Here is a 16842-nt window from a genome sequence, read left to right on the forward strand (position 1 = left end):
GGCGGTTGGGTGGCGGTTGCTTCAACGTAGCACCGGGGGCGCCCGGGGGAACAGGGGCTCCCCGTCCCTCGTCCCGGGCTAACCAGTCCCGTGCTCTCAAGCAGGGGCCGGCGTACGATGGCCTAAGGCCCGCAGCCCGGTGCGTTGGCGTCGCCGGTGACGGGTGTCCCTGTTCGGCGGAGGAGCAGTGCCCATGCATTTCGCTTTTGTTTGCCTGCCCGCCTCAGGCCATGTGAATCCGACGTTGCCTGTGGTTTCCGAGCTTGTCCGGCGCGGCCACCGTGTCACGTACGCAACATCGTCGAAGTATGCGAAAGCTGTTGAGTCTGCCGGAGCGGCCTTCTTCGAGAGCGGCGAGGACTTGGCCGCGCAGTTTCCCCGGATGGGCAAGCCAGCAGAAGATGGCCGGGCGGCGCCGCCGGCGGCGGGGATGTTGGCGGGAGTGCCGTCCGGGATGTTGGCGGGCCTGCTGGAGCGGCTTCTGGAGAGGGCGAGGGAGGAATTTCCCGCGCTGTTGGCCCGACTCGCCGATGACCGGCCGGACGCGTTGTGCTACGACGCGATGACTCTCGCCGGAAAGATGGCGGCGATGAAGCTGGCCCTGCCCGATATCGCGTTGCTGCCGACCTATGCCACCAATGACCATTTCTCCATGCGGGAGTTGATGCCGGCCCGTGCCCCGGCGGACACGATGGGCGCCTGGCAACAAGCCCGCCGGCTGATCCATGATTTCGCCGCCGAACAGGGCTTGAGCCAGTTCACCTTCATGGATGGCCCGCCAGCATCCTTGAATATCTGTTTCATTCCAAGGGACTTCCAGCCCGCGGGAGACACCTTTGACGCGCGCTTCCGTTTCGTGGGACCGAGCCTGGGCGAAAGAGCCGACGCGGAGGCGTGGCAGCCGGGCAGCCGGAACACGCCGCTGGTATACGTCTCGCTGGGCACCACGCCCCTGAATGACCGCCCGGATTTCTTCCGGATGTGCCTGGAGGCGTTCGCGGCGACCTCGTGGCAGGTTGCCATGGCCATCGGCGAGCGCGTGGAACCGTCCGGGCTGGGGGACATCCCGGACAATGTGGAAGTCCGCGCCTTCTTTCCACAGCTGGATGTCCTGCGCCATGCCGACGTGTTTCTCTCGCACACGGGCATGAATTCCACAATGGAGGCTCTGTTCTTCGGAGTGCCTTTGGTCGCTTTTCCCCTGCAGCCCGAACAGGAAGCCAATGCACGCCGCTTCGAGGACCTGGGACTGGGACGCCGTCTTCCCGCGGAATCGCTCTCGCCGGCTCTGATCCGCACCATCGTCACTGACGTCAGCGACAACCAGGAGATCCGGCGCAACGTAGGGGTCATGAGCCAGCGCGTCCGCGCATCGGGAGGATCCACGGCAGCCGCCGACGCGATCGAAACCTACGTTGGTGTCATTCCATCCCGGCCCGCGGTGCCTGGTTCAGGGAACTCCACCAGGTAGCTGGGGGAGTGACGGTGAAGCGCCTGCCCGTAATGGAGGTGGGGACGATGCGGACAAAGTGGTCCTTGTGGCCGGACTGCCACGGGAAGAGGAGGAGCCCGACGGTGTCGAGCACGTCCTCTGCGGACCTGATCGTCTCCGCTTGTCCTTTCACGACAACGCTCCATGCGACGCCAGTGTCCGCGTTGACGCCGTCGGCCTCCAAAGCCACGGGCGCTTCGGCAAGGGCCAGGTCAAGCTTGGTCCCCTCGCCCGAGCGGAAGACTATCGTTCCGTGGTCGACCACGTAGTTGAGCGGGAAAATGTCCGGGTGGTCCTCCGCCCAAACGGCCAGCCGCCCCACGGAAACTTTGCGCAATTGCTCCCAGCATTGCTCGGAGCTAAGGACCTCGATGTCAGGGGTGGACGGGTGGTTCATCACGTTTCCGAGGATACGCACAACGGCATTGAATTGACAGGGTTTCGGCGGCCCCCGCCGCCGGCCGGGGCAGCGGTACCCTGAGTCATGAAAGAGCAAAAAGCCACGTGGCATACCCGGCACAAGTCGTCCCTGTCCAGGGGAGACCGGGCGGCCGACTACGTGCGCAACGGTATGGGCAGCTGGCCTTTCGTGGGCGGCTTCATCCTCCTCATGATCGTGTGGGCGGCAGTTAACAGCTTCGTGCTCACTGGCCGCGCGTGGGATCCGTACCCTTACATTCTGCTGAACCTGTTTCTGTCGATGATTGCCGGGCTGCAGGGGGCCATCCTCCTGATTGCCGCAAAGCGCCAAGACGCTATCGCGTCGGCCATGGCCCAGCACGACTACGACACGGACCGGGAAGCGAAAGACGAGATTGAACGGCTCATAAAGATCAATGAACAGCAGCTGGCAATCCTCTGCGAACTCCAGTCGCAGTCCGGCAGCAACAACAAGCCGTAGCAAAGGCCGGGCCACCGTGGGGACGCCGCTATGGCCGGGGATAAGCACCCCCGGGTACTGGCCGCTCACCCGGTGATTTCCCCGGCTCCAGCAGGTATGGTGGCTGTCCATGGACACTGCTGCGCCCTCAACGGGGAATCTGAGCTATGACGCTTGCTGGGAACTGCTGGCGGCCGGGATCGTGGGGCGCCTCGCCGTTATTGTCGACGGCCGCCCTGAAATATTTCCCCTGAACTATGTCCTGGACCGGCGGAGCATTGTTTTCCGGTCGTCCGGTGGCACCAAGCTTTGGGGCGCGCAAGCCGCAAGGGCCGCCGCTTTGGAGATCGACGGCTATGACCCCCAGCTGCAGGAGGCATGGAGCGTTGTAGTCACGGGTGACACGGAGGTCATCAGCAGACAGGAGGAGAAGGATGCGGTGGACGCGCTCGGCCTGGAGCCCTGGCAACCCGGAGAGAAGTCGCACTACATCCGCCTGGCACCCCAGGTCCTGACCGGACGCCAGTTCAAAGTCAGTCGACCGGACCTCTGGAACACGCGCCTGAGCGATGCCCGGCGCTCAACGTTCGAGTAGCAGAGCCCCGCTGTTCAGGGGATGATCTTTTCCCCGCGGTACCGGTCGAACAGCCGGATGAAGCAGTCTTCCGTGCGCCGGTAGCCGTCAAAGCCGGCCAGGCGGCTCTTGCTCATGTCCGCGAGGACCTCGATGTTGCGTCCCAGGTCGGCGTCCGTGTGCCACCATGACGCCACACGCGCCAGGTCGGCCTCGGCAAGACCGCGAGCGGCCGCAATTGTGGACCATTCGTGGCCCATCCCGCCCATCTGTTCCTCGAGCGGCCTTGGCGAGCCCACGAAGCCTTCGGCTTTAACTCCGAAATAGGCTGCCAGCTTTGGCCACATCCAGCGCCATCTGAAGACGTCCCCGTTGACCACGTTGTAGGCCTGGTTGCCGGCTTCTTCGGTGGTTGCGGCCCAGAGCATGTGCTCGGCCAAGAGGTCACTGTCGGTCATGTCCGTGATGCCGTTCCACTGCATTTCGGAGCCGGGAAAGACGAAGGGCCTCCCGAGCTCCTTGCACAGGGTTGCCTGCGCCGCCAACGTCAGGCCCATGTTCATCGCGTTACCGACGGCATGGCCGATCACCGTGTGCGCACGGTGCACGGACCACCGGTACCCCTGCCGTTCTGCGGCGGCCCACAGCTCGTCTTCCTGCGCGTAGTAGAAGTTCGGCGCCGGCAGCCGGGGCTCGTCCTCCCGGAAGGGCGTGTCCGGAACGGGGCCGGCCCCGTACGACTCGAACGGACCCAGGTAGTGCTTCAGTCCGGTCATCAGTGCTACGTGTTCGACGGGCGCATGATCCAGGGCGCCGAGAAGGTTCCGGAGCATTTCGACGTTGACCCGGATGTTCTCTTGTTCGGTGTCCTGCCTGGCCCACGCGGTGAAGAAAACATGGGTTGGTTTTTCGTCTCGGAGGGCAAGGGAGAGGCTGTCCGGCGACAACAGATCGGCAGCGATGTGCCGTGCGGGCGAGCCGGGGGACGGTTTCCGGGACAGCGCCAGTACTGTCCAGGTACCGTCTGCGGCCAGCAGGTCGACGATGGCCGAACCTGCGATGCCACTTGCGCCGACAACCAGCGCCGTTTTGGGTGTGTGGGCGCCCGAGCGGACTGCGGGGGAGGTCATAACTACCTGGCTTTCTTAGAAGCGGTTGCACGCCGCGGCACGAGTTGAGCATGGCCTTGTCCACGGACAGCGAGGTGCTCCGGTGTCGAGTCTAGGCCCAACGGGCCGATCTAGTGACCGCCACCCGCGAGGTATTCGGCGGCATTGTACTGAATCCGGAGCTCCCGGATCCTGTCGCCGTCGAACACAAAGAACTCGGAAAACCGGACGGTCGCGTCGGGCAGCTTCGCGTCGTAGAGCACCGCTGCGGCGTCGGACGTGACGACCGCCTGGAGAACCGTGATGTCGTGGACCGCTTCTATGAAGCCGCGGACCCCGTGGGCGAAGCGGTCGCCGCCGGCGATTCTGCCGGCGATCGGTCCCTCGAACACGAAATCTTCGCTCAACAGCGGCAGGAGAGTACGTCCGTCCTCGTACCGGTCCGCGCCCGCGCTGAGGACCTCGTAGTAGCGGCGGAGCGTCGGAGATTTTTCGAGGGTGGCCCCTGTGAGCATGATGCCTCCTGCAGCACGAACAGCAGTGTGAGAACACTTGCAAGGTTCAATTCGGCATTCCCGAATGTCAAGTGCGGCGGTGAGGAAAGACCCTGCCCGGGCTAGGACAACCGGGCCACATTTCGCCGCAGCGGCCGGCGGGCGGAGCCGTCCGAGAACAGGTCGGGGGAGGACGCCTGGATCCGCTTAACGTCGTCGAACACGCCGCGGAGGTGGAGCCGCAGGGAACTGTCGGCGTCGGCGAGGTTCTTTGATTCGAGTGCGTCCACGACGGCGGTGTGCTGGGCAATCAGGGTGGAAACCGGGCGGGTGTCGATCAGGCTCAGCCGCCGGGCCCGGTCCAGGTGCGCCTTGGCCGAATTCACGGCTGTCCAGGCCGACTCGTGCCCGGCCAGGCGCAGCAGCTCCCGGTGGAATTCCTCATCAAGCCGGAAGAACTCCTCGATGTTGCCCTCGGCCTCGGCGCTGCGCTGGCTGGCCAGGATCTCGCGGAGGCCGGCCATCCCTGCCGCGTCAGCGGTGAAATCGGTGAGCGAGGCGCACTCTATGGCTTCCCGGACGAACTGGGCCTGGGCCACCCGCCCCAGATCCACCAGCGAGACGAACGAACCGATCTGCGGGAAGACCTGCACCAGGCCTTCCTCCCGCAGAAGAATCAGGCTTTCCCGCACCGGGGTGCGGCTGACACCCATCTCCTGGGCAAGTTCATTTTCCGACAATGGCTGACCCGGAGGGAGCTCTAGCGAAATGATCCTGCGCCGCAGCGTTTCTAGAGTCTGATCGCGAACGGACAGCCGCGGAAACTGCCCTTTATCGCCTTTGTTGCCTGCCATGGAACCATTCTAGCGACCGTTGACAAACTAGAATGGTAGTGCTTGTATGGTAGCTAGAGCCGCGGAAACAGCCGGCCTTGCCCCCTCTTCCTGTCCCTTGGGAAGGTAGAGGCCGGGCTGGCTGCAAATTCAACTCCGGCCCACCATCTGAAGGACCTCCAGTGAAGATCACCGACGCACGGGTAGTGGTTTCGTCGCCAGGACGGAATTACGTCACGCTCGTAATCGAAACCGAAGACGGCATCACCGGCATCGGCGACGCCACCCTGAACGGGCGCGAGTTGGCCGTCGCCTCCTATCTGGCCGACCACCTGTGCCCCCTGCTGATCGGCCGCGACGCCCGCCGCATCGAGGACGCGTGGCAGTACTTCTACAAGGGCGCCTACTGGCGCCGCGGACCGGTGACCATGACGGCGATCGCGGCGATCGACGTCGCGCTCTGGGACATCAAGGGCAAGGCCGCCGGCATGCCCGTTTACGAACTCCTGGGCGGAGCGGCCCGCGAGGGCGTCATGGTCTACGGCCACGCCAGCGGTTCTTCCCTGGACGACCTGAGCGCGGACTTCCAGCACCACCTGGACCTCGGCTACAAGGCCATCCGTGCCCAGGCCGCCGTTCCGGGGCTGGACAAGACCTACGGCATCGCGCCCGTGGACGGGAAGCTTTACGAACCGGCCAGCAGCAACGTCCCGCAGGAAGACACCTGGGAAACCACCGCCTACCTGGACTTCGCCCCGAAGATGATGGCGCACGTGCGGGAGCAGTTCGGCTACGGCGTCCATGTGCTGCATGACGTGCACCACCGGCTGACGCCGATCGAGGCAGGCCGCCTGGGCGCGTCGCTGGAGCAGTACCGGCCGTTCTGGATCGAGGACCCGACGCCGGCCGAGGACCAGTCCGCGTTCCGGCTGATCCGCCAGCACACTACGACGCCGGTCGCGGTGGGGGAGGTGTTCAACTCTATCTGGGACTGCCAGCAGCTGATCACCGAGCGCCTGATCGACTACATCCGCACGTCGGTCTCGCATGCCGGCGGCATCACGCACCTGCGCAGGATCTTCTCCCTCGCGGACCTTTACGGCGTGCGCTCCGGCTCCCACGGCGCGGGCGATCTCTCACCCGTCTCCTTCGCGGCCGCGCTGCATGTGGACATGAGCATCCCCAACTTCGGCATCCAGGAGTACATGGGACACCGCGACCCGGCCAACGAGGTCTTCGAAACTTCCTACTCCTTCACCGACGGCTACATGCATCCCGGAGATGCGCCCGGACTCGGTGTGCAGTTCAATGAAGAGGCAGCCGCCGCCTACCCGTTCGACGCCAAATACCTGCCCGTCAACCGGCGGCTCGACGGATCGGTGCACGACTGGTGAACGACGCGACGCACAAGCCAACGGGAGCTCACGCGGCCCTGCCCGCCACCCGCTCTGCGGCGACCGTTGTTCCTGCCCTGCTGGGGTTCCGGCGCATTTTCGGCCAGGACCTGGAGCAGCACGAGGGGTTCAAGAACTTGCTCCTCAACTGGTACGGCATCATTGAAACCGACGGGCTGGACGGCCTGAGAAAAGAGATCAACCATGGCTGACGCATCGGACGTCCTGCGCATTTCACCGGTCATCCCGGTGGTCACCATCGACGACCCCCAGGACGCCGTTCCGCTCGCGAGGGCCCTGGCCGACGGCGGCGTAAAAATCATCGAGCTCACGCTCCGGACCGACTCCGCGCTGACGTCCCTGAAGCTCATTGCGGAGGAGGTGCCGGACATCCTGGTGGGGGCCGGAACCATCCTCACGCCGGGACAGGCCGATGCCGCTGTGTCGGCCGGCGCAAAGTTCCTGGTCAGTCCCGGGGTAACGCCGGGCCTGCTGTCCCACGTGCTCACGCTTGACGTTCCGGTACTCCCGGGTGTGGCAACCGTGGGGGAGGTCATGGCGGTTCTGGAGAGCGGCCTGGACACCATGAAATTCTTCCCCGCGGGGCCCGCCGGCGGGCCAGCCTACCTGGCCGCCATCGGCGCGCCCATCCCGCACGTCCGGTTCTGCCCCACAGGCGGGATCAGCCTGGCAACTGCCCCGGACTACCTGAAGCTTCCGAACGTGTCCTGCGTGGGCGGCAGCTGGCTGACTCCGGCAGCGGCCGTCGCGGCCAAGGATTGGGACACGGTCACCAGCCTGGCCCGCGAGGCCGCCACGCTCAGCAACTAGGGCGCATGGGGCGGGTTCCGGCAAGTTCGCGCTAAAAAGCTATTCAGCGCCAGATGGACGTGAAACGCGTCAGCAGGACGATCATCACGATGACCGCGATCGTGAAGAGGATAGTCCGGGTCCAAAGCGAAATTCCCTTGCGGTCAGGGGTCAAGCCGCTTGCGCAGGAGGCAGAACTCATTGCCCTCTGGGTCGGCCAGAACGTGCCATTGCTCCTCGCCGGACTGTCCGACGTCGGCGGGCCGGGCGCCGAGGTCGAGCAACCGTTCCAGCTCGGCGTCCTGGTCCCGGTCGACGGGGTTGACGTCGATGTGCAGGGGGAGCTTGCCGGTCCGAGGGTCGCTGCTGGGGCTCAGGATGATGGTCGGCTGCAGGCCACCGAACCCGGCGTCGGGCGGCCCGATCTCGATCGCACCATCCTCCCGGCCAAGCTCAACGTAGCCGAGGACCTCGCTCCAGAAGAGCGCGAGCCGTTCGGGGTCGGCGCAGTCGAGGACCAGTTCACTGATGCGGCATGACATGGGACTCAGTGTACGGATACGTGCGGTTCGGATGCAGCCATGCCGGACCGGCGCCTGACGGCATCCTGCGGAGACGACGTGCTGAGTCTTAGGCGCCGGGTGCGGCGTCCGGGCCGGGCTGGAGCAAGTGGCGGTACGTATAGAGGTCGCGGAGCAGGGCGATCTCGGCGAGATGATGGATCATCTCGCGGTTGATGTGCAGGACCAGTGCCGCCATGGGGGCGTCGGCGTACGGTCCTTCGGCTGGCCCGCACGGCGCCGCCAAACCGGCGTCGCCGAGGCTCTTCACACCGTGGATCCACCGTGCATAATGCTCATCCAGCCGGGCCAGTGCCTCGGCTGCCGTCGCCGGATATTCGAAGTTCTGGTAGTCAACTGCAGGGCCGCCGAAGTGCGAGGCGGTGCGCGCACCGAGCACACCGACCAAAATGTGGCCCAAGCGCCAGGCAATGGTAGTCAGCGGAGCCGGAACCGGCTCCGGGTAGCTGAAATCAATGGTGAAATCCCCGGCACCCGGCGCGGTAGGGGAGGTTGAGGCGTCCTTGCGGCGGACATTCCAGCCCGGAACCGGTTCCCAGAAGTACTCGTAGTCAGTCAGCCCGTTCAGGCGCGGGCGGGCCTGGTTGCTGAAATGCCAGTCCAGTTGTTCCGCCAACTCGTGGTTCCAGTGAACATCCGGCATAGCGAACCTCCTTGGGCGTCCAGCCGCGAGTGGCGGGGCGGATTACAGCAAAGTACCGCGAACATTCCGCTGCCGAAAGACCCCGACCACGCCCGGCAGGCTCCGGCCGGCGAAGGTGAAGCGGGGGAATGCGTGGGGTACGTGCGTTCAGTCATGCAGGGTGGGCCGGTAGGTGAGCTCTTGGACGTGGCCGTCGAGCGTCCGGCTCTCGATCAGCTCGAGGTCGAAGTCGGCTGCACCCCGGAAGATTGGGTCCACTCCGGTCTGACCGGTGATGACAGGGAAGAGCGTCACCTGGACGCTGTCGACCAGACCGGCGGCCATCAGCGCCCGGTTCATCGATAGGCTGCCGTGTGAACGCAACGGCACCTCGGACTCCTCCTTGAGACGGGCGACGACGTCGACCGCGTCGCCGCTCACAACTGTCGCTTCCGGCCAGTCGAGCGGTCCTTCCAGCGTGGTCGACACCACCGTTGCCGGCAGGTTCCTCATCAGCGTGACCCATGGGTCACGGACCTCGGATTCCGCGGTGCTCGAGGACAGCATTTCCGCGAATATCCGATACGTGTTGGCCCCGAACACCATCCGCTGTTCCTCGCTGTACAGGGCGAGGCGGCGCTCGAGCAGTTCTGGGCCTTGCTTGCCCCAGTAGCCGCCCCAGTTGCCGCGGTGGGAGCCGAAACCGTCAAGGCTGGAAAAGACGTCGAAGGTGTAAGTGGCGGTCATCGTGTGCTCCTCGAGTGCGGTCCGTCGAACGGGGGATACAGAGCGGGATCACGGGGAAACCTAGAACGCCGAGCTTCGGCTGTCAACGGTCGCATCACTTAAGCGATTCCTTCCCGGTGTCCACTGATACTTGGGTTGACGCGCCAAGGTCCTTGACATCGCAAAGTAGCATGGCGGCAGGTTTGGGCCAACGATTGGATCTGTCGAGCGGTCAGGGAGAGCAGCATGAAGCCGTCAGTGCATGTTTTCGACGTCAACGAGACGTTGTCGGACATGTCCACCATGGGACAACGGTTCGTTGAAGTCGGGGCACCGGAACATCTGGCCAAGCTGTGGTTCGCGACCCTGTTGCGCGATGGATTCGCGCTTGCGGCCGCCGGTGACAACGTTCCTTTCGCTGCCATCGGCGCTGAGGCGTTGCCCGGCCTGTTCACCGGTACCGAACTGAACCGGGACCTCGAGGCGGCAGTGGAACACATCATGAAGGGTTTTTCCGCGCTCGAGTTGCACCCTGATGTCGTCGATGGCGTGAAGGCCCTGCACGCCGCCGGATACCGGCTCGCTACTCTAACAAACGGCTCCACGGAGGTGGCCGAAAAGCTGTTCGACGACGCAGGCATCCGCGACAGCTTCGAGCTACTGCTGTCGGTTGAAGACGCCCGGGCGTGGAAGCCGGGTAAAGCCTCCTATGAGTACGCCGCCGCTGCCCTGGGGACGTCCCCTGAGCAGATGCTGCTGGCCGCTGTCCATCCTTGGGATATTCACGGGGCATCCCGCGCCGGCTTGGCCACGGCGTGGATCAATCGCAGGGGCGCGCCGTACCCGAACTATTTCCAAGCGCCGGATCACATTGTCTCCGTCCTGCCCGAACTGGTCTCGGCATTGGATGGAAGAACCTGACGGTCGGCACGACCGTCAGGTTGGTCTGCGGAAGCGTACCGGAGCCGGCCTTGTCCCTGGCGGAAACCCGGTGCTTGCCACGGATGTTTAGGGCAGACTGGTGGCGTGAGCCAAATCCGGTGGGTGCTGCACGTCGATCTCGACCAGTTCATAGCGGCGGTTGAAGTGCTCCGGCGGCCGGAGCTTGCCGGCAGGCCGATCATTGTCGGCGGTCGCGGCGACCCCACGGAACGAGCTGTGGTGTCGACCGCATCCTATGAAGCAAGGGCCTTCGGCGTGGGTTCGGGAATGCCTTTACGCATTGCGGCCCGAAAGGTGCCAGACGCTGTAATCCTGCCCGTCGACCAGGAGGCTTACCTCGCGGCCTCTGAAACCGTCATGGCTACCCTGCGCGAGCAGCCCGGCGCCACCGTGCAGGTGCTGGGTTGGGACGAGGCCTTTGTCGGCACTGAAACGGAGAACCCTGAAGCCTACGCCCGGCACGTGCAGGCCGCTGTCCTGGAGCGAACGCAACTGCACTGCAGCGTTGGCATCGGTGACACTCTGGTCCGAGCCAAGGTCGCCACCGGTTTCGGCAAGCCGGCCGGCGTCTTCCGTCTCACTTCCGGGAACTGGCTCGACGTCATGGGCAGCCGGCCCACCAAGGACCTGTGGGGGGTCGGGACCAAAGTGTCGGGGCGGTTGGCCAAACTGGGCATCAACACAGTCGCCGAGCTGGCCGCGTCCGACCCCCAAGACCTGGTCCCGGAGTTCGGCCCGAGGATGGGTCCTTGGTATGCGGAGCTCGGACGGGGGGACGGCGCCAGCGTTGTGGATGACACGCCCTGGGTTGCCCGCGGGCATAGCCGGGAGACCACCTTCCAGCGCGACCTGACCGAGCCGGCCCAGGTGGAGGACGCGGTGAGGGACCTGACAGCGCGTGTCCTTGAGGATGTTGTGGCCGAAGGACGGCCGGTGGTCGGCCTGACCCTCAAGGTCCGATACGCGCCATTCTTCACCAAGACCCACGCGCGGAAGATTCCCGAGACATTCGACCGGAATTACATCCTCGCGCGCGCCTTGGACCTCGCCGCCGGAATCGAAGCGGACCGTCCAATCCGGCTCCTGGGCCTGCGGGCCGAAATGGCAATGCCGGACGACGCTCGAAAGGGCCATACCCCCACGCGCGGCGGTTGGTGACCGCGCCGCATCACACCCAGGACGATGACGACGATGGCGAGCGCGCCCGCACACCAGAGGACCACCTGGTTCGCAAGGGCGGTCAGCACCAGGCGGTAACGCATATTGAGGACATGCGGGGGCGGCTCCGCAACCGTGTCGGCGGCCGGTGGGATCATGACCCTATGACGGCTCCAACGGTGGAAGCGGCGACCAATGATCTGATGGATCGGGCCTGGAACGTTGTCTATGACCTGCTCGCGGAGCGCGGGTTGTTCCGTGACGGGCTGGACGTCGAGGAGTACACCGGGATCCATTCCTGGGTGGACGGCCTCATCCGGTACACAGTGGTCCACTCCCGATCCGTAGCGGTGCTTTTCCAGGACACCTGCCCGGTGGACGCGGTGGTGTTCCACCACGACCTGCTCGGCGCGGACGACCCGAAAAGCTACTTTTCCTTCCCTTAGCCCCTTAGTCCCTCCGCCCGACGACCATGGCGGGCGGCTGCGCTGGGTTCTTCGCAGCTGCGACGCCCGGCAACATCGCCGAACCACTTGTGCCACGCTGATGCGACCCAACTGGCAATTCCCGCTCCTGGACATCAAGAACCGGTGAGGCCGTGTTGAAAGTAGTGCCCTAGGGACGATTCCACATGGTCGGGCGAGGGCAACTTGAGGGGATCTTTAGTCTTTCCAGAACAAAAACGATCGTTTTGGTTGACACGGTTGGGGGAGGAGATGCCAAATAGTCACTCCCGGGGAGACGGCACTAGAACAAGTTGGATGGAGAGATGAACGCACCGGCATTTGAGGAAGTTCGTCAACGAACCTATGACGTACTGGCAAAAGTTCAGGAAAAGTTGCGGTCCGACTGGCTCTACGATGACCAAGGGCCGAGCCATGAGCAGGTTGAGGCTCTGGACGAGGCGCGCAAACACGTAGCTGCGGCGAGGGCTGCCCTGCGCAAAGCTGCCCCGGTGCCGGGCTCCGTCGTACCTTAACAGGTGGACCATACCGAGCTTCGCTGGGCGGCGTTGAGGCGGAGGAGGTCGGAGCTGACGTTCCGGGCGGGGCGGGGAACGTAGCTGACCGTCGACCCGGTCAACGGCGTCGTTTCACGGGCAGGCCGCCCCGCGCGGCATCGTTGCGATGAGCGGGCCTCCGGTGGCCCATGAGGCGGAATCCTCCTGAATTCGGACGCCGTGTGAGGAGCCGGGCCACAGGGGATCGAAGCCCACGAAATTCGCCGACAGTTCCAGGACCACGCTGAGACGTCTCGCTGATCTGCCTCTTATACGGGCGAACCGCTTTCCCGTCCCGGTCATAGGTCGTTTGCTCCTCTTGGAGGGCAGCCGTCGTGTACCGGCAGTAAAGGGTGGGGGTAGGTGGCTGCGTCGACGGCGTCCAACACCTCCAATGCCGTCAGGTGTGCCGCCACTGCGACGTCTTTAATCGCCTTGCCGTGGGTGATTGCTGCGGCGACCGCAGAGTGCAGGCGGGTGACGCCTTGACCGTCGGTTCTAGAAGATTCGAGCAGTGCGGCGGCCTCTTCCACGGCGAGGATTTCGTTGTCGTTCACCACAGTCCTCCAGTCGCGTCGGGTCGTTTCCGGCAACCGGTCCGGGAGGGCGCCAGGGCTCAGTGTCTGCCCTCGGAGCGTGAGCTGGTATTGGGCCAGTGCTGTTTCCGGCTGCCCTGGGTGGGCCGCGAGGAGGCGGCGGAGCGCATCTCTGGTCCCGGCGTGGTGCGGGTCAGTCTCTGACAGCATGGCCTCGATGATGTCAGCGGCCTGTCGACCTATTCCCGCGACGTCCTCGTCCGGGGAGATCGCGGGCTCCGCGGTTGCCGGCGGTCCACACCGACTCGCCGGTCGACGAATTAGCCATAACCTCAACTTTGCGTCCAAAATGCCGTGGGCTCAAACATCGATCCTGCTGACTACCGGGATTTTTCGTCCCAAGAACCCTGGCCCGGGATTGTTCGTGTGTGTGCGGAAGTTGCCACCGGCGAACGTTGCCAAAGCAGCTACTTTACATAATGTCGATTATCGGCGCTTTAGAACAAGCCCTGGAAGGGGCTGGAGTCCCGTCCGGCTGGGCCTTCGCCCACGCGACTCGGCCCGGTCCTCCGTCAGGCCAATCATTGTCTTTAGCGTCGGCCTCACTGAGAATGAACCATGACGGTCTACCTGAGGTCCCTGGAAACTGCTGTTCCGCCAACTGTCCTGATCCAAACCGAGGCGCGCGACGTCTTTGCCGCCCAGCCCGGGCTCACGCGTCTCGGCTCGCGCCTGGTCAGCACGTGCTTCGACTCGGCCGCCATTGACACCCGGTACACGGCCGTCGAGGAACTCACCACGGCCAGCCGTTCGGACAACCCGCGGTTCTTCGACCCGGCCACCGGCCTGCTGCTGAGCCCCAGCACCAAAGTCCGGAATGACATCTTCGCCACCGAGGCCACCAAGCTCTTCATCGAGGCTGCCCGGAAAGCCCTCGACGCCTGCTCAGGAATCGATCTACTTGACATAACTCATCTCGTGACCGTCTCCTGTACCGGATTCTACAATCCCGGCCCGGACTACAAGATCGTCCGAGCCTTGGGACTGAACCCTGCCGTCCAGCGCTATCATCTCGGCTTCATGGGCTGCTACGCCGCATTCCCCGCGCTGCGGGCGGCGAAGTCCTTCTGCGAGGCGGACCCGGACGCCGTCGTGCTGGTGGTCTGCGCCGAGCTCTGCTCCCTGCACGTGCGGACCTCGAACGATCCTGACACCATCATGGGCTCGGCCCTGTTCGCGGACGGTGCCGCAGCGGCCGTCATCAGTGCCCGGGACATCCCGAACGAACCGGCGCTCCTGCAGCTGGACCACTTCGAAACGGTCCTGACCCCGGTCGGCGAGGAGTCGATGGCCTGGAACATCGGCGACCAGGGCTTCGAGATGGTCCTTGGCAACTACGTCCCGCACATCATCGATGACCACATCATCGGCGCCCTGGAACCGCTGCTGTCCCGGGAGGCTTCCCTGCTCGGACTCCCCTACCGCGACATCCGGCACTGGGCCATCCATCCCGGCGGCCGCAGCATCCTGGACAAGGTCCAGTCCAGGCTCGAGCTCAGCGACGAGCAGCTGGTGCCGGCCCGCGAAACCCTCCGGAACTTCGGCAACATGAGCAGCGCTACGGTCCTGTTCGTGATCAAGCACATCCTGGATCTTCCGCCGGAGGACGGCGACGGGTGGATCTGTTCCATGGCGTTCGGACCCGGCCTGACGGTGGAAACGGCGCTCTTCACGAAGCTCAGTGACACTCCCGCCGCGGCAACCGCCCCGGCACTCCGGAGCGCCGCCGCCCAGCCGGAAACCGCGTTGGCCTGATGGCTGGAACGTGAAGCTCCTGCCCGAACGCGCGGCCGGCGCCGTCGAGCAGATGGACCTGCCCGGTTGCGACCCTGCCCGGCTGGACCGCACCTACGCGCAGTTTGCGCTGGTCAACAGGGTTGTTGCCGGCTGGCGCGGCATCTACCTCCGTCATCTCAGGCCCCGGCTCCGGGCCGGTCCGGCCACCCTCCTCGACGTCGGTTGCGGCGGCGGGGACGTGTCGGTGTTGCTGGCCCGGTGGGCAGCCCGCGATGGGCTGCGGCTTGAGATCACGGCCATAGATCCGGACCCCCGGGCCAGCCGGTTCGCCGCGGACCACCACGCGTCCGCGGGCGTGATGTTCCGGCAGGCGACCTCATCCGCTCTGGTCAGGGAGGGCCGCAGCTACGACTTCGTTGTGTCCAACCACGTCCTCCACCACCTCGCTGCGGACGAGTTCCCGGCGTTCCTGGCCGACTCGGCAGCGCTCTGCCACGGACGCGTGATCCACAGTGACCTGCGGCGCAGCGCGGTGGCCTATGCACTCTTCTTCGCGGGCTCCTGGCCGATGACCGGTTCCTTTATCCGGCAGGACGGGCTGACCTCCATCCGGCGGAGCTACACTACGGCGGAGTTGCGCGACGCCGCTCCCCCGGGCTGGACGGTGGCACGCAGCGCTCCCTTCCGCAACCTGCTGATCCTCTCCAAGGGTGCCGGAGTTGCCTGAGGTCCTGATCATCGGCGGCGGCCCGGTCGGCCTGTTCATGGCCACGTTGCTGCTGCAGGATGGCGTGCGGGTGCGGGTCCTCGAACAGCGGTCCGCGCCCGATCCGCACTCCAGGGCGATCGGCATCCACCCGCCTGCGCTGGATGTATTGCAGCAGGTCGGCGTTGCCGAGGACCTCGTTGCCGAAGGGGTCCGGATCCGCCGCGGGATCGCCGTCGACGGCGGACGGCAGCTCGCCGAAATGAACTTTGACGGCGTCTCGGCGACCTTTCCCTTCGTCCTGGCCCTTCCCCAGTGCCGGACCGAGGCGGCCCTGGAACGCCGCGTCCGGGAACTCGATCCCGGGGCACTGCTTCGCCGTGTCCGGCTCACCGGACTGCACGACGACGGCGCCCGGGTCACGGTGACCGGCGCTTCACCTGCCGGGCAGGTGCGGTATTCGGCGGCACTCGTGATCGCCGCCGACGGCGTCCGGTCCGCCGTGCGGGCGCTGCAGGGGACGGCCGTGAAGGCGAAGGACTATTCCGACAGCTACCTGATGGGCGACTTCGCCGACGCCACCTGCCTCGGTACGGATGCGGCGCTCTTCCTGGCGCCGGCGGGGATCGTCGAGTCGTTCCCGCTGCCCGGCGGGCTGCGCCGCTGGGTGGTCCGGCTCGACAGGACAGACGCGCAACGGACGGCCGCGCAGCCCAACCGTGACCAGGTCCGGTGGCTGGTGGAGCGCATCCGGGAGCGCACCGGAACCTACGTCGACGGCGGCAGCAACAGCATGCTCAGCAGCTTCGGTGTGCGGTCCCGGCTGGCACGCCGGATGGTCACCGGACGGACGGTCCTGATCGGCGACGCCGCCCATGAAATCAGTCCCATTGGAGGGCAGGGCATGAACCTGGGCTGGCTCGACGGCGTCGCGCTGGCCCCGCTCGTGCTCGCCGCCGTGCGCGGTGCGGACGTCGAAGCCGAGCTGCAACGGTTCGAACGCACCCGTATGGCGGCGGCCGTGAGGGCAACGCGGCAGGCGGAAATCAACATGGCGCTGGGCCGGCCCCTCGGCAGGACGCTGCTCGGCATCAGAAACCACGCCATCGCCCGGGCCGCTGCCGTGCCTGCCGTGAACGCGTTTGTGGCCCGCCGTTTCACCATGCAGTAAGCCGGGCCGCTCCACCG

General features: G+C 65.4%; 21 protein-coding genes. 13 read left to right on the plus strand and 8 right to left on the minus strand.

Annotation, left to right across the window (positions count from 1 at the left end; genetic code table 11):
• The first annotated feature begins 193 nt into the window (after positions 1-193).
• On the plus strand, positions 194-1471 hold the full coding sequence (locus tag QFZ65_RS10645; RefSeq protein WP_306910210.1) for a macrolide family glycosyltransferase: 1278 nt from the start codon (positions 194-196) through the stop codon (positions 1469-1471).
• Here QFZ65_RS10645 and QFZ65_RS10650 read toward each other — a convergent pair.
• Positions 1422-1889 carry a pyridoxamine 5'-phosphate oxidase family protein gene (locus QFZ65_RS10650; RefSeq protein ID WP_306912552.1) on the minus strand — a complete coding sequence of 156 codons (468 nt, stop codon included), beginning with the start codon at positions 1887-1889 and terminating at the stop codon, positions 1422-1424. The genes QFZ65_RS10645 and QFZ65_RS10650 overlap by 50 nt on opposite strands.
• 87 nt (positions 1890-1976) lie before the next feature.
• On the opposite strand from QFZ65_RS10650, the gene QFZ65_RS10655 reads away from it, so the two are divergent.
• A complete protein-coding gene (locus QFZ65_RS10655; protein WP_306910212.1) occupies positions 1977-2393 on the plus strand; it encodes a DUF1003 domain-containing protein in 417 nt (138 codons plus the stop codon).
• 109 nt (positions 2394-2502) lie between these two features.
• Complete coding sequence (locus QFZ65_RS10660; RefSeq protein ID WP_306910213.1) at positions 2503-2967, plus strand: pyridoxamine 5'-phosphate oxidase family protein; 465 nt, start codon at positions 2503-2505, stop codon at positions 2965-2967.
• Between the two features lie 14 nt (positions 2968-2981).
• On the opposite strand, the gene QFZ65_RS10665 is transcribed toward QFZ65_RS10660, so the two are convergent.
• From QFZ65_RS10665 to QFZ65_RS10675, 3 genes are all read right to left on the minus strand, one after another.
• On the minus strand, positions 2982-4076 hold the full coding sequence (locus tag QFZ65_RS10665) for an SDR family oxidoreductase (protein ID WP_306910215.1): 1095 nt from the start codon (positions 4074-4076) through the stop codon (positions 2982-2984).
• 110 nt (positions 4077-4186) lie between these two features.
• Positions 4187-4570, minus strand: a complete 384-nt coding sequence (locus tag QFZ65_RS10670; RefSeq protein WP_306910216.1) for a nuclear transport factor 2 family protein — start codon at positions 4568-4570, stop codon at positions 4187-4189.
• Positions 4571-4671: 101 nt separating this feature from the next.
• Entirely contained in the window at positions 4672-5403 is a 732-nt protein-coding gene (locus QFZ65_RS10675) for a GntR family transcriptional regulator (protein WP_306910217.1), read from the minus strand.
• A gap of 161 nt (positions 5404-5564) precedes the next feature.
• Between QFZ65_RS10675 and manD the strand changes: the two genes are divergently transcribed.
• The 3 genes from manD to eda are packed head-to-tail and all read left to right on the plus strand — an operon-like array spanning position 5565 to position 7607.
• On the plus strand, positions 5565-6776 hold the full coding sequence (manD, locus tag QFZ65_RS10680; protein WP_306910219.1) for a D-mannonate dehydratase ManD: 1212 nt from the start codon (positions 5565-5567) through the stop codon (positions 6774-6776).
• Positions 6773-6988 carry a hypothetical protein gene (locus QFZ65_RS10685; protein WP_306910221.1) on the plus strand — a complete coding sequence of 72 codons (216 nt, stop codon included), beginning with the start codon at positions 6773-6775 and terminating at the stop codon, positions 6986-6988. The genes manD and QFZ65_RS10685 overlap by 4 nt, the downstream gene beginning before the upstream one ends.
• The gene (eda, locus tag QFZ65_RS10690) at positions 6981-7607 is read left to right on the plus strand and encodes a bifunctional 4-hydroxy-2-oxoglutarate aldolase/2-dehydro-3-deoxy-phosphogluconate aldolase (protein ID WP_306910223.1); all 627 of its coding nucleotides are present in this window, start codon (positions 6981-6983) and stop codon (positions 7605-7607) included. The genes QFZ65_RS10685 and eda overlap by 8 nt, the downstream gene beginning before the upstream one ends.
• Before the next feature lie 143 nt (positions 7608-7750).
• On the opposite strand, the gene QFZ65_RS10695 is transcribed toward eda, so the two are convergent.
• From QFZ65_RS10695 to QFZ65_RS10705, 3 genes are all read right to left on the minus strand, one after another.
• Complete coding sequence (locus QFZ65_RS10695; protein WP_306910225.1) at positions 7751-8128, minus strand: VOC family protein; 378 nt, start codon at positions 8126-8128, stop codon at positions 7751-7753.
• 88 nt (positions 8129-8216) lie between these two features.
• Entirely contained in the window at positions 8217-8810 is a 594-nt protein-coding gene (locus tag QFZ65_RS10700) for a DinB family protein (protein ID WP_306910226.1), read from the minus strand.
• A 147-nt stretch (positions 8811-8957) separates the two neighbouring features.
• A complete protein-coding gene (locus tag QFZ65_RS10705; protein WP_306910227.1) occupies positions 8958-9536 on the minus strand; it encodes a dihydrofolate reductase family protein in 579 nt (192 codons plus the stop codon).
• A 225-nt stretch (positions 9537-9761) separates the two neighbouring features.
• On the opposite strand from QFZ65_RS10705, the gene QFZ65_RS10710 reads away from it, so the two are divergent.
• The 4 genes from QFZ65_RS10710 to QFZ65_RS10725 all read left to right on the plus strand — a co-directional run bounded on the left by QFZ65_RS10710 (position 9762) and on the right by QFZ65_RS10725 (position 12594).
• Positions 9762-10436 (plus strand): haloacid dehalogenase type II, encoded by a 675-nt coding sequence (locus tag QFZ65_RS10710; protein ID WP_306910228.1) that lies wholly within the window; start codon positions 9762-9764, stop codon positions 10434-10436.
• A 123-nt stretch (positions 10437-10559) separates the two neighbouring features.
• Entirely contained in the window at positions 10560-11615 is a 1056-nt protein-coding gene (locus tag QFZ65_RS10715; RefSeq protein WP_306912553.1) for a DNA polymerase IV, read from the plus strand.
• Positions 11616-11779: 164 nt separating this feature from the next.
• Complete coding sequence (locus tag QFZ65_RS10720; RefSeq protein ID WP_306910229.1) at positions 11780-12061, plus strand: hypothetical protein; 282 nt, start codon at positions 11780-11782, stop codon at positions 12059-12061.
• 323 nt (positions 12062-12384) lie between these two features.
• Positions 12385-12594: a hypothetical protein gene (locus tag QFZ65_RS10725; RefSeq protein ID WP_306910230.1), complete on the plus strand. Its 210-nt coding sequence runs from the start codon at positions 12385-12387 to the stop codon at positions 12592-12594.
• A 320-nt stretch (positions 12595-12914) separates the two neighbouring features.
• On the opposite strand, the gene QFZ65_RS10730 is transcribed toward QFZ65_RS10725, so the two are convergent.
• Positions 12915-13361, minus strand: a complete 447-nt coding sequence (locus QFZ65_RS10730; RefSeq protein ID WP_306910231.1) for a hypothetical protein — start codon at positions 13359-13361, stop codon at positions 12915-12917.
• Positions 13362-13769: 408 nt separating this feature from the next.
• Here QFZ65_RS10730 and QFZ65_RS10735 point away from each other — a divergent pair, with 408 nt between their 5' ends.
• Genes QFZ65_RS10735 through QFZ65_RS10745 form a run of 3 tightly spaced genes read left to right on the plus strand, consistent with a single transcriptional unit; the run spans position 13770 to position 16825 of the window.
• Positions 13770-14966 (plus strand): type III polyketide synthase, encoded by a 1197-nt coding sequence (locus QFZ65_RS10735; RefSeq protein ID WP_306910232.1) that lies wholly within the window; start codon positions 13770-13772, stop codon positions 14964-14966.
• 10 nt (positions 14967-14976) lie between these two features.
• Entirely contained in the window at positions 14977-15675 is a 699-nt protein-coding gene (locus tag QFZ65_RS10740) for a class I SAM-dependent methyltransferase (protein ID WP_306910233.1), read from the plus strand.
• Positions 15659-16825 (plus strand): NAD(P)/FAD-dependent oxidoreductase, encoded by a 1167-nt coding sequence (locus tag QFZ65_RS10745; protein WP_306910235.1) that lies wholly within the window; start codon positions 15659-15661, stop codon positions 16823-16825. Before QFZ65_RS10740 ends, QFZ65_RS10745 begins: the two co-directional genes overlap by 17 nt.
• The last annotated feature ends 17 nt before the right edge of the window (positions 16826-16842 follow it).

This window comes from Arthrobacter sp. B3I9 (assembly GCF_030816935.1).
In the GTDB taxonomy this organism is placed as follows: domain Bacteria; phylum Actinomycetota; class Actinomycetes; order Actinomycetales; family Micrococcaceae; genus Arthrobacter.

Coding starts and splice junctions, on each gene's coding strand:
- QFZ65_RS10645 (WP_306910210.1), top strand. CDS start 194: ATGCATTTCGCTTTTGTTTGCCTGCCCGCCTCAGGCCATGTGAATCCG.
- QFZ65_RS10650 (WP_306912552.1), bottom strand. CDS start 1,889: ATGAACCACCCGTCCACCCCTGACATCGAGGTCCTTAGCTCCGAGCAA.
- QFZ65_RS10655 (WP_306910212.1), top strand. CDS start 1,977: ATGAAAGAGCAAAAAGCCACGTGGCATACCCGGCACAAGTCGTCCCTG.
- QFZ65_RS10660 (WP_306910213.1), top strand. CDS start 2,503: ATGGACACTGCTGCGCCCTCAACGGGGAATCTGAGCTATGACGCTTGC.
- QFZ65_RS10665 (WP_306910215.1), bottom strand. CDS start 4,076: ATGACCTCCCCCGCAGTCCGCTCGGGCGCCCACACACCCAAAACGGCG.
- QFZ65_RS10670 (WP_306910216.1), bottom strand. CDS start 4,570: ATGCTCACAGGGGCCACCCTCGAAAAATCTCCGACGCTCCGCCGCTAC.
- QFZ65_RS10675 (WP_306910217.1), bottom strand. CDS start 5,403: ATGGCAGGCAACAAAGGCGATAAAGGGCAGTTTCCGCGGCTGTCCGTT.
- eda (WP_306910223.1), top strand. CDS start 6,981: ATGGCTGACGCATCGGACGTCCTGCGCATTTCACCGGTCATCCCGGTG.
- QFZ65_RS10695 (WP_306910225.1), bottom strand. CDS start 8,128: ATGTCATGCCGCATCAGTGAACTGGTCCTCGACTGCGCCGACCCCGAA.
- QFZ65_RS10700 (WP_306910226.1), bottom strand. CDS start 8,810: ATGCCGGATGTTCACTGGAACCACGAGTTGGCGGAACAACTGGACTGG.
- QFZ65_RS10705 (WP_306910227.1), bottom strand. CDS start 9,536: ATGACCGCCACTTACACCTTCGACGTCTTTTCCAGCCTTGACGGTTTC.
- QFZ65_RS10710 (WP_306910228.1), top strand. CDS start 9,762: ATGAAGCCGTCAGTGCATGTTTTCGACGTCAACGAGACGTTGTCGGAC.
- QFZ65_RS10720 (WP_306910229.1), top strand. CDS start 11,780: ATGACGGCTCCAACGGTGGAAGCGGCGACCAATGATCTGATGGATCGG.
- QFZ65_RS10725 (WP_306910230.1), top strand. CDS start 12,385: ATGAACGCACCGGCATTTGAGGAAGTTCGTCAACGAACCTATGACGTA.
- QFZ65_RS10730 (WP_306910231.1), bottom strand. CDS start 13,361: ATGCTGTCAGAGACTGACCCGCACCACGCCGGGACCAGAGATGCGCTC.
- QFZ65_RS10735 (WP_306910232.1), top strand. CDS start 13,770: ATGACGGTCTACCTGAGGTCCCTGGAAACTGCTGTTCCGCCAACTGTC.